Genomic DNA, 15,597 nt, shown 5'->3' on the forward strand with positions numbered 1-15,597 from the left:
CCCGGGGTCCCCAAACACGGCCGCTGCGCCCACCACTGCCCGCCGCTGACAAACTCACACAAAAACCCGTAGCGCCGACACCCTCAGCACGCGTTACCCCCCCGGAGGGTCGGTCAGTGGCCAGGCCCCAGGGTCCGTGGCCAGGGTGTCGGCGGCGGTCAGCGACCGGGGGCCGGGGCGGTGGAGCCGCGTACCACCAGTTCGGGTTCGAACAGCAACTCGTCGGGCAGCACGCCGGCACCCTCGATCTGGGTGACCAGCAGGTCCACGGCGGCCTGCCCCATCATCTCGATCGGCTGCCGCACGGTGGTCAACGGCGGGTCGGTGCAGGTCATGAACGCGGAATCGTCGAAGCCGACCACCGACACGTCGGCCGGCACCGCGCGGCCCAGCCGTCGGGCGGCCCGGATGGTGCCCAGGGCCAGCACGTCGCTGGCGCAGATGATGCCGGTCACCCCCCGCTCGACCAGCTTGGTCGCCGCGACCCGAGCGCCCTCCATGGAGAAGCTGGACCGCTCGACGTACCCGGCCCCGTCGGTCCAACCCGCCGCCCGGGTCATCGCCTCCAGCTTGCGCCGGGACGGGACGTGGTCCTCCGGGCCGAGCACCATGCCGATCCGGTCGTGGCCCAGCGACCGCAGGTGCCCGTACGCCTGCTCCACGGCCACCGCATCGTCAGTGGACACCCGGGGGAAGCCGAGTTCGTCGACGCCCGCGTTGACCAGCACCACGGGCAGGCCCCGGTCGGTTAGCCGGCGGTAGTGCTCGTGCGAGGCGTCCGCGAGGGCGTACGAGCCGCCGGCGAAGATGACCCCGGAGACCTGGTGGTCCAGCAGCATCTCGACGTAGTCCGACTCGGGCACGCCGCCGATGGTGCGGGCGCAGAGCGCCGGGGTGAATCCGCGTTGCGCCAGCGAGCCGGTCACCACCTCGGCCAGGGCCGGGAAGATCGGGTTCTGCAGCTCGGGCAGGACCAGGCCGACCAGCCGGGCCCGCTCGCCCCGCAGCTTGGTGGGGCGCTCGTAACCGAGGACGTCCAGGGCGGTCAGCACCGCGGTCCGGGTCGCCTCGGACACGCCGCCGCGGCCGTTGAGCACCCGGCTCACGGTCGCCTCGCTGACGCCCGCCTTGCGGGCGACCTCCGTCAACCTCTTCGTCACGTCGCAATCCTAGGCCCTGCGGCTGCAAGAAATGAACAGCTGGACGACGATGGCCGCAAGAAGCGGATGATCGCTTTCAAGTGTCGGGCACGGCGACCGACTCCGCCGTGTCCTCCCCGGGGGCATCCGGGCGCCCCACTGGGCCACAACAGCGGCTCGCAAATTCTGAACAAAGATGCGCTTGAATCTCGACAAGTGACCGGAATAACATGAGCCACCCGGTGAGCGGGGTACCGCCCCGCACGGCGCCCCACCACCCCGTCCCCCGTCCCGGAGAGTGGGTATCCCCCGATGCAGCGAAGCATGGACGACGGCCCGGCGGAGCGACGCCGGTACGTGTTGACCGCCCGGATCCTCGCGGCGGCGAGCGCCGTCGCCCTCGCCGTACCGAGCGGGAGCGCGGCGGTAGCGGCCGGCCCGGCCGGCGCCGGCCCGGCCCCGGTGGTGACCCGGGCCGGCCTCGCCCCAGCCCTGGTCGCCGCCCGCGGCGCCACCGTGGACTTCGTCGAGCAGGAGGCCGAGCATGCCCGCACCACCGGCACCGTCATCGGCCCCGACCGCGCCGCCTACACGCTGGCTGGGGAGGCCTCCGGCCGCCGGGCGGTCCGGCTCTCCCCCGGCCAGCACGTCGAGTTCACCCTCCCGGCGGCCGCCAACGCGATCACCGTCCGGTACAGCATCCCGGACGCCCCGGGCGGCGGCGGGATCACCGCGCCGTTGGCCGTCACGGTCGGCCGGGGGCCGACCCGCACCATGACGCTCACCTCCGAGTACGCCTGGCTCTACAACCAGTACCCGTTCTCCAACGACCCGGGCGCCGGCCTGCTGCACCCCGACTGGTGGATCACCGAGTGCTCCTGCGTGCCCGCCGCCACCACCCCGGCGCCGACGATCAGCACGCCGTTCCGGCCGCACCACTTCTACGACGAGCGACGCCTCCTGCTCGGGCACACGTACCGGGCCGGTGAGGTGGTGCGGCTGACCGCACCGGCCGGCAGCGGCGCCGCCTGGACGGTCATCGACCTGCTCGACTCGCAGCTGGTCGGGCCGCCCCGGGTGGTACCCGGCGCGGTGAACGTGCTCGCCTTCGGCGCCGACCCGACCGGCCGCCGGGAGTCCGCCGACGCGTTCGACCGGGCCGTCGCGTACGCCCGCCGGGCACACCGCACGCTCTACCTGCCGCCCGGCACGTACCAGGTGAACCGGCACATCGTCGTCGACGACGTGACCATCGTGGGCGCCGGCAGCTGGTACACGAGCGTCCGCGGGCGCGAGGTCGCCCTGGACACCCCCGCCCCGGACGGCTCGGTGCACACCGGCGTCGGGTTCTACGGCCGGGACGCCGCCGACGGCGGCAGCGGCAACGTCCACCTCGCCGACTTCGCCATCGAGGGCGACGTCCGCGAACGCGTCGACACCGACCAGGTGAACGCGATCGGCGGGGCGCTGAGCCACTCCACGCTCGACGGTCTCTACCTGCACCACACGAAGGTCGGCATGTGGTTCGACGGGCCGATGACCGACCTGCGGGTCACGAACACCGTCATCGCCGACCAGATCGCCGACGGGCTCAACTTCCACACCGGTGTCACCCACTCCTCGGTGTCGCACACCTTCGTGCGCAACACCGGCGACGACGGCCTGGCCATGTGGTCGGAGGGGACGGCGAACGCGCACAACTCCTTCGACCACAACACAGTGCAGTCGCCGGTGCTGGCCAACGGGATCGCCCTCTACGGCGGCACCGACAACACGGTGTCGGCCAACCTCGTCGCCGACCCGGTTCGCGAGGGCAGCGCCATCCAGGTCGGCTCCCGGTTCGGCGCCGAGCCCTTCACCGGCCGCCTCCAGATCACCGACAACACCACGGTCCGGGCCGGCGGGTATGAGCTGAACTGGAACATCGGGCTCGGCGCGATCTGGTTCTACGCCCTGGACCGCAGCATCGACGCCGACATCCAGGTCGTCGGCGACGCCTTCCTCGACAACACCTACAACGCGATCATGCTGGTCAGCGACTGGCCGGTGAAGGACACGGTGGCGATCAGCAACGTCCACTTCCGCGACCTGCGGGTGGACGGCACCGGGACCTCGGTGGTGAGCGCCCGCACCGCGGGCTCGGCGTCCTTCGAGAACGTCGACGCCCGCCACGTCGGCGCCGTCGGGGTCAACAACTGCGGCTCGTTCCACTTCACCCCGGCCGGCTCCGAGTTCCACCTCACCGACCTCGGCGGCAACGACGGCGGCTGGCTCGCCCCGTGGCTGCTGCCCAACACCATCACCTGCGACGACCGTCCGCCGGTGGTGCCGCCACCGGCTCCGGCGCCCTGGTGACGGGTGCCCTCCGCACAGCGGCTCGGCGGGTGGCGCACCTGCCGAGCCGCTCGGCCATGGACAACCGGCGGCGCGCCCGATAATCTTCGCGGCACGACAGGCAACGACGTCTGTCGATGTGATGCGAAACGGGGTGCTGTCCATGAGTCGCGTCCGAGGATGGGCCTGCGCGGTCGCGCTGGTCGCCGCTTCCCTGCTCACCGCCCCCACCGCCGCCCACGCCGCCGGCGTGCCGGCCGGTGACGTCACGGCGGCGGTGACCACCAAACTGCTCGCCCGGGCAGGCGCCACCGATTCCGCGCTGACCAACGCCGGGGTGGACGACACCCGGGTCACCGTCACCCGCCGCGACGGCCGGGCGTGGGCGTTCGGCACCGCCGTCGTCGTCGCCCCGGCCCGGGCGGACCAGCATCCGGCCGGTTGGCTGTTCGTCGCCCATCGGGACCGGGCCGGCTGGCAGGTCGCCTTCGACGGCGAGCCCGGCTTCGCCGACCTCGCCACGGCCGCTCCCGCCCGGGTGGTGTCGCCCCGGGAGAAGGAGGTGTTCACCGCACCGAGCCCGATGTACGCGGGCGGCGACTACCGCACCGGCATGCGCCTGCCCTTCGCGGTCGGCCAGTCGTGGTACCTCACCGGCGGACCGCACGGCTGGGCGGGCAGCGACACGCCGTGGAGTTCGATCGACCTCTCCGGCGGGGACCAGCGGGTGCTGGCCGCCCGGGGCGGAACCGCGTACACCATGTGCCAGGGTTGGATCCGGGTGATCCACGACCGGGGCTACGCCACGGACTACTACCACCTGTGGAACAGCATCAGCGTCAACGGCGCGGGCGTCGGCGAGGGCGCCTACCTCGGGGACACCGGCACCGACGTCACCTGCGGCGGTTCGGCCAGCGGTCGGCACGTCCACTTCGCGCTGCGGCAGAACAGCGCGTACGTGCCGATCGCCGGCCACAACTTCGGCAAGTGGGTGGTGATGGGCGGCGGCGCCACCTACCAGGGGTACGCCCTGCACGGCTCGGCGCAGGTCAACGTCGGTGGGGCCCTGTACAACCACGGCGCGCTGGGCCTCACCCAGGGCGTCATCGACGCCAACGGCGGCGGGACGGTCAACAAGCGGTCCGGCCCGGGCACCGGGTACGCGATCGTCGGGAGCGTCGGGGACGGGGCTACGGTCAGCGTGTCCTGCTCGGCGAACGGCACCACCCACACCGGGCGGTGGGGCACCACCTCGCTGTGGAACAGGCTCACCGACGGCACCTGGGTCACCGACGCGTACATGTGGACCGGGGTGAACGGCCCGGTCAACGGCTGGTGCTGACGGCCGGGGGCCGGCCGGGCGCGCTCAGGCGCCCGGCAGGCCCTCGTGGTTGAGGTAGAGCACCACCTGGAACCGGTCGCCGTCGTCGTGCAGCAGGTACGACGAGGCCAGTCGGACCGGCTCACCGCCGGCCGTCCGCGGGGCGTCCCAGTCGGTGCGGGCCAGCACGTACCGGTCGTCGAGTCGCCGGCAGCTGAGGTCGGTCAGCACCGCCGGGCCGAGTCCGGCGTCGGCGAAGAGTCGGGCCCGACGCGGCACGGCGGCGAGGAACGCGGCCCGGGGCACCGGCCGGGCGCCGGCCTCGTCGGCCAGCAGGAACGGATCGGCGAACAGGTCACCGAAGCCGTCCGCGTCCCCGGCGTCGGGCGAGAATGCGGCGAAGAAGTCACGGAGTCGGATCTCCAGGGTGGACGTGGACATGGCGACAGGTCCTCTCGGTGAACCGGCCACGCCAGGTCGGCGCGGCCTCGATCGCCTCCCGGGCCGGCGGGCCACTTCCGGAGGCGGCGCCACGCTACCAGTCGCAAACGGACATAATACCACATTATTTCATCGAGATCAAGGACCTTCGGGTCCGTTCCGCCTCCTCCCTCCGGCCCGCGATCCCCGACATCAGGCCCGGCACCCGACGGTCCTCACTATTCTCAACTGGTGCACAGCTCGCCAACCGTCCAGAGCGGGAACGACGCGGTGGTCGTCCGCGGGCTGACCCGACGGTTCGGCGCGGCGGTGGTCGTCGACCGGGTCGACCTGGTCGTGCCGCAGGGCGTGGTCTTCGGGCTGCTCGGACCGAACGGCGCCGGCAAGACCACGCTGATCAAGATGCTGATCACGTTGCTGGCGCCGACCGGGGGCACGGCGACCATCGCCGGCTGCGACGTGCTCGTCCGACCCGGCCGGGTCCGCCGCCTCGTCGGGTACGTCCCCCAGCTACTCTCCGCCGACGGCTCCCTGACCGCGGAGGAGAACCTGCGGGTCTTCGCCCGGCTCTACCACATCCCGCGGGCGCAACGCCGGGCGCGGATCGCCGACGCCCTCGCGTCGGTCGGGCTGGCCGGATCGGCGACGAAGCTGGTCCGCGACTTCTCCGGCGCATGGTGCGCCGCCTCGAGATCGTCCAGTCGATGCTGCACCGTCCCCCCGTGCTGTTCCTGGACGAACCGACGATCGGGCTGGACCCCGCCGCCCGCCGCGACATCTGGGCCGAGCTGCGTCAGGTCAACACGACAGCACGGACCACGCTGTTCCTCACCACGCACGACATGGAGGAGGCGGACGCGCTCTGCCACCAGGTGGCGATCATGCATCGGGGCCGAGTCGTCGCGCAGGGCACACCGGGCGAGCTGAAGACACGGGTCGGGCCGCACGCGACCCTGGACGACGTCTTCATCGCACTCACCGGGGGAACGCACGGCGTCGAAGAAGGAGGTTTCCGTGCCGCCGACCGGACCAGGCGTACCGCGCGGCGTCTCGGTTGAGCCCCTCCGCCTCCCCGCCGCACCCGTGCGCTTCGTCGAGGACACCGCCGCCATCGTCGCGGTGGAGGTCCGCAAACTGCGCCATGACCCCCTGGAACTGCTCACCAGGGCGGTGCAACCCGTCCTGTGGCTGCTCGTCTTCGGCACGGTGATGGCGCGCGCCCGGGCCATCCCGACCGGAGGGCTGCCGTACCTCGACTTCCTGGCGCCGGGCATCCTGGCGCAGAGCGCCCTGTTCGTGGCGATCTTCTACGGCATCGCGGTGATCTGGGAGCGGGACCTGGGCGTCCTGAACAAGTACCTGGTGAGCCCCGCCTCCCGGCCCGCGCTGGTGCTCGGCAAGGCGCTGTCAGCCGGCGTACGCTCGCTGGCCCAGGCGGTGATCGTCTATCTGGTCGCCGCCGCGCTCGGCGTCCACCTGCGGTGGGGGCCGCCGGCCCTGGCCGGCGTCCTGGTGACCCTCGTGCTCGGCGCCGCCGTGTTCGCCACCTTCTCGCTGATCATCGCCTGCCTGGTGAAGACGCGGGAACGGTTCATGGGCATCGGGCAGATCCTCACCATGCCGCTCTTCTTCGCCTCCAACGCGATCTACCCGGTGGCCCTCATGCCGCCTCCGCTGCGGTGGCTCGCCCACCTCAATCCGCTGACGTACCAGACGGACCTGCTGCGGGCGCTCATGCTGTCCGGTGGGCGGAGCGCCTTCGGCCTGCCCCTGGACCTCGCGGTGCTGTTCGGCTCGCTCGTGCTGCTGGTCGCTCTCGCGGCCCGCCTCTACCCCCGGGTCGTGCAGTGAGCGGGACGCCGGAGGAGCCCGATCCCGGCTGCGCGCTGTGCACGGCCGACCTGCCCGCGGCTTGGGTGCTCGACTACCCCGACGGCGACCCGGCCGGGGAGGGCACCCGGGAGACCATGCTGACCCTCGGCAACGGCTACCTCGCCACCCGCGGGGCGGCGCCGGAGGCGTCGGCCGACGGCGTGCATCACCCGGGCACCTACCTCGCGGGCTTCCACAACCGCCTCGTCGGGGAGGCGGGCCGGCCGGACGGCGAGGAGAGCATCGTCAACCTGCCCAACTGGCTGCCGTTGACGTTCCGCCCCGCCGGCGGCGAATGGTACGCCCCGGGCCGGGCCCGCGTGGTGCACGAGCACCGGATGCTGGACCTGCGCCGCGGCGTCTACCTCCGGGAGCTGGTGGTGGTCGACCCCGACGGCCGGCGTACCCGGTTGCGCCAGCGACGGTTGGTGTCGATGGCGGAGCCGCACCTCGCGGTGCTGGAGACCAGCATCATCGCGGAGAACTGGTCGGGTCGGTTGGAGCTGCGGTCCGCGATCGACGGCGGGCTGGCCAACACGAACACGGTGGCCCAGGCCCGCACCGGCGGTCGCCACCTCACCGAGGTCACCGGCGGGGCCGACGACGACGCGATCTGGTTGACCGCCCTGACGACCGGATCACGGCAGCCGCTCGCGGTCGCCGCACGGACCACCATCCGCGTCGCCGGCACCGGCCCGCCGGCCACCCGCACCGTGGTGCGGTACGCGGAGGGCGTGGCGGAGATGCACGGGATCGACGTGCTCGCCGAAACGCCGGTGACGGTCGACAAGACGGTCGCCGTCTTCTGCGGACGGGACCAGGCGGTGCACGACCCGCTGACCGCGGCCGGCGCCGCGCTGCACTGGGCCGACGCGTTCGGGGCGCTGCTGGCCGACCACGTCGCCGCGTGGGAACGGCTGTGGGCGCGGTTCCGCCTCGACGTCGGCGAGGAGCACGTCTGGCAACTCCCGCTGCGGGTGAAGACGTTCCACCTGCTGCAGACGCTGTCGCCGCACACGATCGACCTGGACGCCGGGGTGCCGGCCCGCGGTCTGCACGGCGAGGGCTACCACGGCCACGTGTTCTGGGACGAACTGTTCGTCTACCCGTACCTGAACCTGCGGCTGCCGGAGCTGACCCGCGCGCTGCTGGAGTACCGCTGCCGGCGGCTGCCGGCGGCCCGGCGGCAGGCCGCCGCCGCGGGCATGACCGGGGCGCTGTTCCCCTGGCAGAGCGCCACCAGCGGCCGGGACGAGAGCCCGGTCCGCTCCCCCAACCCGGTCACCGGCGCGTGGCAGGACGACCGCACCGGCCGGCAACACCACGTGAACCTCGCCGTGTCCTACTCGGTCTGGCGGTACTGGGAGACCACCGGCGACCTGTCCTTCCTGATCGCGCGGGGGGCGGACCTGCTCGTCGCGACCGCCCGCTTCTGGGCTGGCCTGGCCACCTACGACCCGTCCGAGGACCGGTACGACCTCCGCGGCGTACTGGGACCGGACGAGTACCACGACGGCTATCCGGGGCGCGCCGGCCAGGGGTTGGACAACTGCGCCTACATCAACGTCATGGTGGCCTGGGTGCTCGCCCGCGCGGACGAGGCGTGCGCGCTGCGCGACCGGCACCCCGGCGCGGCGCCGTGGTGGACCGAGCCCGTACCGGCCGGGGAACGCCGGCGGTGGGCGCACATCGCCCGGCGGCTGCGGCTGGTCTTCCTGCCGAACGGGATCCTCGCGCAGTTCGCCGGCTACGGCGACCTGGCGGAGCTGGACTGGGACCGGTACCGGCGGCGCTACGGCGACCTGCGGCTGCTCGGCCCGCTGCTGCAGGCTGAGGGGGACGATCCGAACCGCTACAAGATCTCCAAGCAGGCCGACGTGCTCATGCTGCTGTACCTGTTCAGCGCCGAGGAACTCACGGCGCTGGTCCGCGGCATGGGCTACGACTTCGACCCCGCCCGGATCCCCGCGACCGTCGACCACTACCTGTCCCGCACCACCCACGGTTCGACCCTGAGCCGGATCGCCCACGCCTGGGTACTGGCCCGTACCGACCGCCGTCGCTCCTCCCACATGCTGCTGGACGCGCTCGGCACCGACCTGGCCGACCCGGCGCACAGCTCGACCCGGGAGGGCATCCACCTCGGCGCCACCGCCGGCGCCCTGGACCTCCTGCAACGGTGCTACACCGGCCTGGAGGTACGCGGCGACGCGCTGCGCCTCAACCCGGTGCTGCCCGAGGGGATGAACCAGCTCGACTGCGTGCTGCGCTACCGCAACCGGCTGCTCGCGCTGCACGTCGACGGCGAGCAGGTGCGGATCTCGGCCAGCCCCGGCGCGGACCCGCCCGTACCGGTGGCCGTCCACGAGCAGGTCCACCTGCTCGCCGCCGGCGCCACCGTCACCGTCCCCTTGCGACAAACCGGCCGCGATGCGGACGGCGAATCCCCCATTGAATCTTGACCCGGCGAAACCGCAGGTCATAGGCTCCGGCAACCTTGAGCCCTCTTCCCGGAAGGGAAAGAACCCATGGCCTCAGCGAAGCGTCCCTCCTGGACGGTCCCCCCGAAGCGGCTCGCCGGAGCAGCCGCCCTCATCCTGCTGGCCGGCATGACACCGGTGCTGGCCGGCGCCCCCGCGGCGGCGGCTCCCGGATCCGCCACCTGCGTCGACGATCCCACCGCCCATCTCACCACCGTGCCCGCCCCGGAGACCGGGCTCGGCTTCCCGCTCGGCACCGGCCAGGAGCGGGTGGTCACCAACGACGAGGTCCGCGGCTACCTGCGGGCGGTCGACGCCGCCTCGGACCGGGTGGTCACCGGCGTCATGGCGACCAGCGTGCTCGGCCAGCCGCTGCCCTACGCCATCGTCTCGAACGAACGCCACGTCCAGCCGGCCGCGCTCCGGAAGATCGCCGACGACGTCCGGAACCTGCGGGATCCGCGCCGGACCCCGGCTCCCGTGGCCGCCGGGACCGCCGCCGACAGTCCGGCCATCGTCTGGGTGGCGGCCAACGTGCACGGTGGCGAGAAGAGCGGCACCGACGCGGCGCTCAAGACCCTGTACGAACTCGCCGCCGGGCTGTCCTGCGAGGTGGCCCGGCGCAACGACAACCTGGTCACCGTGATCGTCCCCACCCAGAACCCGGACGGGCGGGACGCGAGCCGGCGACAGAACGAGTTCGGCTTCGACATGAACCGGGACTGGTTCGCCCGTACCCAGCAGGAGACCGACGGCAAGCTCGAACTCATGCGGCGCTACCCGCCGCAGGTCTTCGTCGACGCCCACGAGATGGGCGGCCGGCAGTACTTCTTCCCACCCAACGCGGACCCGATCCACCACGAGATCGCCGGTGAGGCGGTCGACTGGATCAACCGGATCGGCGAGGCCAACAAGGCCGGCTTCGGCTACAACGGCGCCTGCGGCGGGGCCGTCACCACCGAGTGCTACTTCAACTACGCCACCTACGACCTGTTCTTCATGGGCTACGGCGACACCGTCCCGGCCGCCGGCTTCGGCGCGGCCGGCATGACGTTCGAGAAGGGCAGCGCCTCCGCGGTCGCCGACCGGGTGCAGCAGCAGTTCCACACCCAGTGGTCGACGCTCGGCTGGGCCGCGGCCAACAAGCACGAACTGCTCACCGACTACTACACGATCTGGACGGACGCGCTGGCCCAGGGCCGGGCGGGCACGCTGGAGCCGAACGAGGTCGTGCAGCCGACCAACTCGGTGCAGTTCCCCGTGCCGGACGTGTCGATCCGGTCGTACTTCCTGCTGCCCGACCGGCAGCTCGCCGACGTGCGTCAGCTGGTGCAGCGGCTGCGCCGGATGGACGTCGAGGTGTACGAGGTACGCAGGCCGACCCGGGTTCCCACCGCCCACGTCTTCGGCGGACGCACCGCCACCGACGTCACGGTGCCGGCGGGCGCGTACTGGATCCCGATGGACCAGCCGCAGAAGCACTGGATCCAGGCGATCCTGGGCGAGGACCCGTACGTGCCCTTCCCCTACTTCTACGACGTCTCCTCGTGGAGCAACCCGCTGCTGATGGGGGTGTCGGCCTTCTCCACCGGGGACGACGTGCGGCCCCCCGCCCGGCCGGTCACCGGGATCGAGGGCGGCCGCACGGCGGCGGCGCCGGCCGGGGGCTCGTACGCGTACCCGCTGGACTCCGCCGCCGCGGCCGAGTTCACCTTCCGGCTGCTGGGCCGGGGCGTGCCGCTGGTGCGGGACCTGGTGACCGGAGTGGTCGGCCTGCCGGCGACCGGCCTGACCACGCCGGTCGACGAGCTGGCCCGGACCCTCGGGGTCACCCTGACGCCGAGCCCCGACGCCGCCGCCGGCCGCCCCCTCGCGCTGCCGGACGTGGGCCTCTTCCAGGGCACCGGGATCTCCACCACCTCCGGCTCGCACGGTGAGGCGCGGTACGTGCTGGGCCGGCGCTGGGGGCTCGATCTGAAGCCGGTGACCACCGCCGACATCAACGACAACACCCCCGCGTTCACCGACCGCACGGTGCTCCTGGTGCCGGACGGCAGCAGCGCCACCGGGGGCCTGACCGCCGCCGGGCAGGCCAACCTGCGCAACTGGATCGCCCAGGGCCACACCTATGTCGGGCTGCGCAACGAGGGGACCCGGATGGCCCGCGCCGCCGGGCTCACCTCCACCACGGAGAAGGCGAAGCCGACCGGATACCAGGTGATCGGCTCGCACCTGCGGGTCGACGTCGACCACGGCAGCCCGGTCGCGCTCGGCCGCCCGGCGGAGGACTTCGAGTTCAACAACAGCGACTCGATCCTGACCCCGAGCACCACCGGGACGAACGTGCTGCGCTACCCGTCGGACGAGACCTTCTGGGCCAACGGCTACACCGTGCACGGCGATGCGCTCAAGGGCACGGTCGCGCTGGTCGACGAGCCGACCGGAACGGGCCGGGCGGTGCTGTTCGCGTTCAATCCGCTGTTCCGGGCGTACAACGAGAACGGGCTGCACCTGGTGGCCAACGCGCTGCTGCACCCGGGGACCGGCCCCGGCGCGCGGAGCGTCGCACCCGGCGCCCCGGACGTGCCGGCCGCCCGGGCCGCCGCGGCGGCGGCGCCGATCGCGGCCGACTCGGGCGGCGAATGGCGACCGATCACCATCGAGGTGGCCGCCGACGACCTGGCGCGGACCCGGGCGGTGGTCACCCGGTTCACCGACACGGCCCGGGTGTCCACCGCGGACGGTTCGGCCTACCTGGTGATCCCGAACCCGGACGGGCTCCAGGTTGACGAGCATCCGTTCCTGGGCGACCTGGTACGCGCCGTGCGGGACGCGGGCATTCCGCTCCGCTCGCTGGTGGCCTGACGGGCGCCCCACGGACGGCCCGGCCGGCCGGAGAGCCGGCCGGGCCGTCCCGTGCTGTCCGCGATGGTCACCCGACAGACGTCGGATCGACCGGATGAAATGTCCGCCACCCGTCGGATGATCGGCCGGCCGGCCACACCGTAGCGTCGAGGCCATTCACCTCGCACGGGCGTCATCACTGACCGTGATCGCTCGGGCGAGCGCCGCCGACCCGTGCGGCGACCCGCGGTGCCGGTCCCGGACCGGCCCGTCACGCTGTCCATCCATCCGAAGGGAGCAGCGGTGCCCCTCCGTACCCGCCCGTCCGGTGGCCGCCGCAACGCCGCGTTGCTGCTGTCCACGACCCTCGTCGCGGCCCTGACCCCGCTGACCGCGCAGCCCGCCTCGGCCGCCCCCGAGGGGGCCGGCCCGGCCAGTCCGATCTTCCTCACCGGCCCTAACGAGGGCACCCCGAACGACATCGCCATCCGCTACCTGCGGGCCCACCCCGGCCGGTACGGGGTCACGGCCACCGACCTCGCCGACCTGGCGGTGGCCTCCAGCTACACCAGCCGGCACAACGGAGTGACCACCGTCAACCTGACGCAGCGCCTCAAGGAGCGGGACGTCTTCGGCGCCACGGCGACCGTCAGCGTCGCCCGCGACGGCAGCGTCGTCTTCGCCGGCGACACCCTGGTGTCTGGCCTGTCCGAGAAGGCCTCCGGCGCCGCCGCCCTGGACGCGGTCGACGCGGTCGAGGCCGCCGCCGACGCGCTCGACCTGGCCGAGCCGGCCAGCCCGAGGGTGATGAGCCGCGCCGGCGGCGCCGCCCAGCGCACCGTCGTCTCCGGCAGCGGCATCTCCGACCAGCCGATCCCGGCCAAGCTGGGCTGGCAGCCCACCGAGGCCGGGCTCCGCCTGGCCTGGCAGCTGGTGATCGACGACTCCTCCGACGTCCACCTGTGGAACGTGGCGGTCGACGCCGAGACCGGAAAGGTGCTCGACACCGACGACTGGACCACCCACGAGGACGTCCGGGAGGTGGCGGCCAACCTGGACCGCGCGGCGCCGAACCGGGCGACGACGCTGAACAGCGCGGCGTTCGGGTCCCGCAACCCGGTCCAGGACGGGTCGAGCTACCGGGTCTTCGCCGGTCCGACCGAGAGCCCGAACGACGGGCCGCGGACCGTGGTGACCAACCCGGCGGACGCCACCGCCTCGCCGCACGGCTGGCACGACACCGACGGCGCCTCCGGTGCCGAGTTCACCACCACCCAGGGCAACAACGTCCACGCCTACCAGGACCAGGACAACAACAACGGGGCCGATCTGGGCAGCAGCCCGGACGGCGGGGCGGCCCTGTCCTTCGACTTCCCGCTCGACCTGGCCGAGCACGCGCAGAACTACCGGGACGCGGCGACGGCCAACCTCTTCTACTGGAACAACATCATCCACGATGTGACCTACCAGTACGGCTTCGACGAGGTCTCGGGGAACTTCCAGGCGAACAACTACGGCCGGGGCGGCGCCGGGGGCGACTACGTCCGCGCCGAGGCGGCCGACGGCGGCGGCACCAACAACGCCAACTTCTCCACCCCCGCGGTCGACGGCGTGGGCACGCCGCGCATGCAGATGTACCTGTGGCCGGGCACCCAGTTCGGCAGCCCCAACCAGGTCGTCGTGGACGGCGTGGGCGCCTTCGACGCCTCCTGGGCGCGGTTCTCCCCGGCGCCGACCGTGGCCGGGCTGCCCGGTAGCCGGTTGGTGTACGGCGGCACCGGCTGCGCCGCGACGGCGTACCCCGACGCCCTGCCGGGCGGGTGGATCGCCGTGGTCGACGGCGGCACCACCGCCTGCAGCTACCTGCAGCGCGCCCAGGTCGCGCAGTCGCTCGGCGCCAAGGCGCTGGTGGTCGCGCACAACGCGAGCGGCGCCGCGCCGGTGCTCACCGGGGCCATGACGACCACCCCGGTGGCCATCCCGGCCGTCGCCGTGACGCAGGACGACGGGGCCGCCATCAAGGCCGCCGCCGCAGCGGGCGAGGCGACCGGTTCGGTACGCAAGCACCCGAACCACCCCGGCATCCGGGACGGTGACCTCGACGCCGGTGTGATCATCCACGAGTACACGCACGGCATCTCCAACCGGCTGACCGGTGGCCCGACGGTCAACTGCCTCACCGGCAACGAGCAGATGGGTGAGGGCTGGAGCGACTTCCTCGCCGTCACCATGCTGCTCGACCCGCAGTACGACACGGCCGACGGGCAGCGCGGCATGGGCCCGTACGTGCTGTTCCAGGACGACCGGCACGGTGGCGGCATCCGGCCGCGGCCGTACTCGCGGGACATGGAGATCCAGCCGTTCAGCTATGACGGCATCAGGACCGGCGGTTGGCTGAACGGCACCTCCCTGGCCGTGCCGCACGGCATCGGGCACGCCTGGGCCTCGGTGCTGTGGGACATGACCTGGAACCTGATCGACCGGCACGGGTTCAACCCGAACGTGTACGACTCCTGGCGCACCGGCGGCAACAACCTCGCCATCCAGCTGGTGATGGACGGCCTCAAGATGCAGGGCTGCGGCCCGGGCTTCGTCACCGGCCGCAACGCGATCATCGCGGCCGACGCGGCGCTGACCGGTGGCGAGAACGCCTGCCTGATCTGGGGCTCCTTCGCCCGCCGTGGCCTCGGCTACAGCGCGGTGCAGGGCACCACCGGCCGGGACGACAACACCGAGGCGTTCGACACCCACCCGTCCTGCCGCGGTGACTTCGTCGGCCTGTCCGCCGAGCCGGCCCTCAACACCGTCGCGGCCGGCGACGCCGTACCGATGAAGTTCAAGCTGGCGGCCAACCGCGGCCTGAATGTCCTCGCCAACGGCTCGCCGTACTCCCGGCTGGTGGACTGCGACACGCTCAAGACCGCCAACCCCGACGGCAGCTTCCCCCGGCCCACCCCGGTCGCCGCCCGGAACCCCGGCGGCTCGGGCCTGTCCGTCAACACCAACGGCCAGTACAACTACCCGTGGAAGACCGACCCCAGCTGGGCCGGCACCTGCCGGGAGTTCGTCCTGACCCTGGACAACGGCTTCCAGCATCGCGCCTACTTCAGGTTCGTGGCGGGCTGATCAGCCAAGCGCGGAGGTTCCCGGGGGAGCGGCCGGCCGG

10 protein-coding genes and 1 pseudogene are annotated in these 15,597 nt (G+C 72.6%); 8 read left to right on the forward strand and 3 right to left on the reverse strand.

Annotation, left to right across the window (positions count from 1 at the left end):
- Positions 1-158: 158 nt before the first annotated feature.
- The gene (locus tag ACWEVO_RS11205; RefSeq protein WP_452307404.1) at positions 159-1,160 is read right to left on the reverse strand and encodes a LacI family DNA-binding transcriptional regulator; all 1,002 of its coding nucleotides are present in this window, start codon (positions 1,158-1,160) and stop codon (positions 159-161) included.
- A 303-nt stretch (positions 1,161-1,463) separates the two neighbouring features.
- On the opposite strand from ACWEVO_RS11205, the gene ACWEVO_RS11210 reads away from it, so the two are divergent.
- Positions 1,464-3,494 (forward strand): glycosyl hydrolase family 28-related protein, encoded by a 2,031-nt coding sequence (locus ACWEVO_RS11210; protein ID WP_452307405.1) that lies wholly within the window; start codon positions 1,464-1,466, stop codon positions 3,492-3,494.
- 142 nt (positions 3,495-3,636) lie between these two features.
- Complete coding sequence (locus ACWEVO_RS11215; protein WP_452307406.1) at positions 3,637-4,815, forward strand: peptidase M23; 1,179 nt, start codon at positions 3,637-3,639, stop codon at positions 4,813-4,815.
- Between the two features lie 24 nt (positions 4,816-4,839).
- Here the strand turns inward: ACWEVO_RS11215 and ACWEVO_RS11220 are convergent, their stop codons facing one another.
- Entirely contained in the window at positions 4,840-5,235 is a 396-nt protein-coding gene (locus ACWEVO_RS11220; protein WP_452307407.1) for a hypothetical protein, read from the reverse strand.
- Between the two features lie 224 nt (positions 5,236-5,459).
- Positions 5,460-5,681 (reverse strand): hypothetical protein, encoded by a 222-nt coding sequence (locus tag ACWEVO_RS11225; RefSeq protein ID WP_452307413.1) that lies wholly within the window; start codon positions 5,679-5,681, stop codon positions 5,460-5,462.
- Between ACWEVO_RS11225 and ACWEVO_RS11230 the strand changes: the two are divergent.
- The 6 genes and pseudogenes from ACWEVO_RS11230 to ACWEVO_RS11255 form a co-directional block, all read left to right on the forward strand.
- Positions 5,584-5,850: pseudogene (locus ACWEVO_RS11230) on the forward strand (ATP-binding cassette domain-containing protein); the annotation flags it as partial. The gene ACWEVO_RS11225 and the pseudogene ACWEVO_RS11230 overlap by 98 nt on opposite strands.
- Positions 5,851-5,939: 89 nt before the next feature.
- A complete protein-coding gene (locus ACWEVO_RS11235) occupies positions 5,940-6,293 on the forward strand; it encodes an AAA family ATPase (protein ID WP_452307408.1) in 354 nt (117 codons plus the stop codon).
- A gap of 25 nt (positions 6,294-6,318) precedes the next feature.
- Positions 6,319-7,086, forward strand: a complete 768-nt coding sequence (locus tag ACWEVO_RS11240) for an ABC transporter permease (protein WP_452307409.1) — start codon at positions 6,319-6,321, stop codon at positions 7,084-7,086.
- The gene (locus ACWEVO_RS11245) at positions 7,083-9,569 is read left to right on the forward strand and encodes a glycoside hydrolase family 65 protein (protein WP_452307410.1); all 2,487 of its coding nucleotides are present in this window, start codon (positions 7,083-7,085) and stop codon (positions 9,567-9,569) included. Before ACWEVO_RS11240 ends, ACWEVO_RS11245 begins: the two co-directional genes overlap by 4 nt.
- Positions 9,570-9,635: 66 nt before the next feature.
- Entirely contained in the window at positions 9,636-12,452 is a 2,817-nt protein-coding gene (locus ACWEVO_RS11250) for a M14 family zinc carboxypeptidase (RefSeq protein WP_452307411.1), read from the forward strand.
- A gap of 282 nt (positions 12,453-12,734) precedes the next feature.
- The gene (locus ACWEVO_RS11255) at positions 12,735-15,557 is read left to right on the forward strand and encodes a M36 family metallopeptidase (protein WP_452307412.1); all 2,823 of its coding nucleotides are present in this window, start codon (positions 12,735-12,737) and stop codon (positions 15,555-15,557) included.
- The last annotated feature ends 40 nt before the right edge of the window (positions 15,558-15,597 follow it).

This window comes from Micromonospora sp. NPDC003776 (assembly GCF_053605645.1).

What these genes read in the sequence shown, in the direction of transcription:
- ACWEVO_RS11210 (WP_452307405.1), top strand. Translation starts at nt 1,464, where the DNA reads ATGGACGACGGCCCGGCGGAGCGACGCCGGTACGTGTTGACCGCCCGG.
- ACWEVO_RS11215 (WP_452307406.1), top strand. Translation starts at nt 3,637, where the DNA reads ATGAGTCGCGTCCGAGGATGGGCCTGCGCGGTCGCGCTGGTCGCCGCT.
- ACWEVO_RS11220 (WP_452307407.1), bottom strand. Translation starts at nt 5,235, where the DNA reads ATGTCCACGTCCACCCTGGAGATCCGACTCCGTGACTTCTTCGCCGCA.
- ACWEVO_RS11225 (WP_452307413.1), bottom strand. Translation starts at nt 5,681, where the DNA reads ATGGTCGCCGTGCCCCCGGTCGGCGCCAGCAACGTGATCAGCATCTTG.
- ACWEVO_RS11235 (WP_452307408.1), top strand. Translation starts at nt 5,940, where the DNA reads ATGCTGCACCGTCCCCCCGTGCTGTTCCTGGACGAACCGACGATCGGG.
- ACWEVO_RS11250 (WP_452307411.1), top strand. Translation starts at nt 9,636, where the DNA reads ATGGCCTCAGCGAAGCGTCCCTCCTGGACGGTCCCCCCGAAGCGGCTC.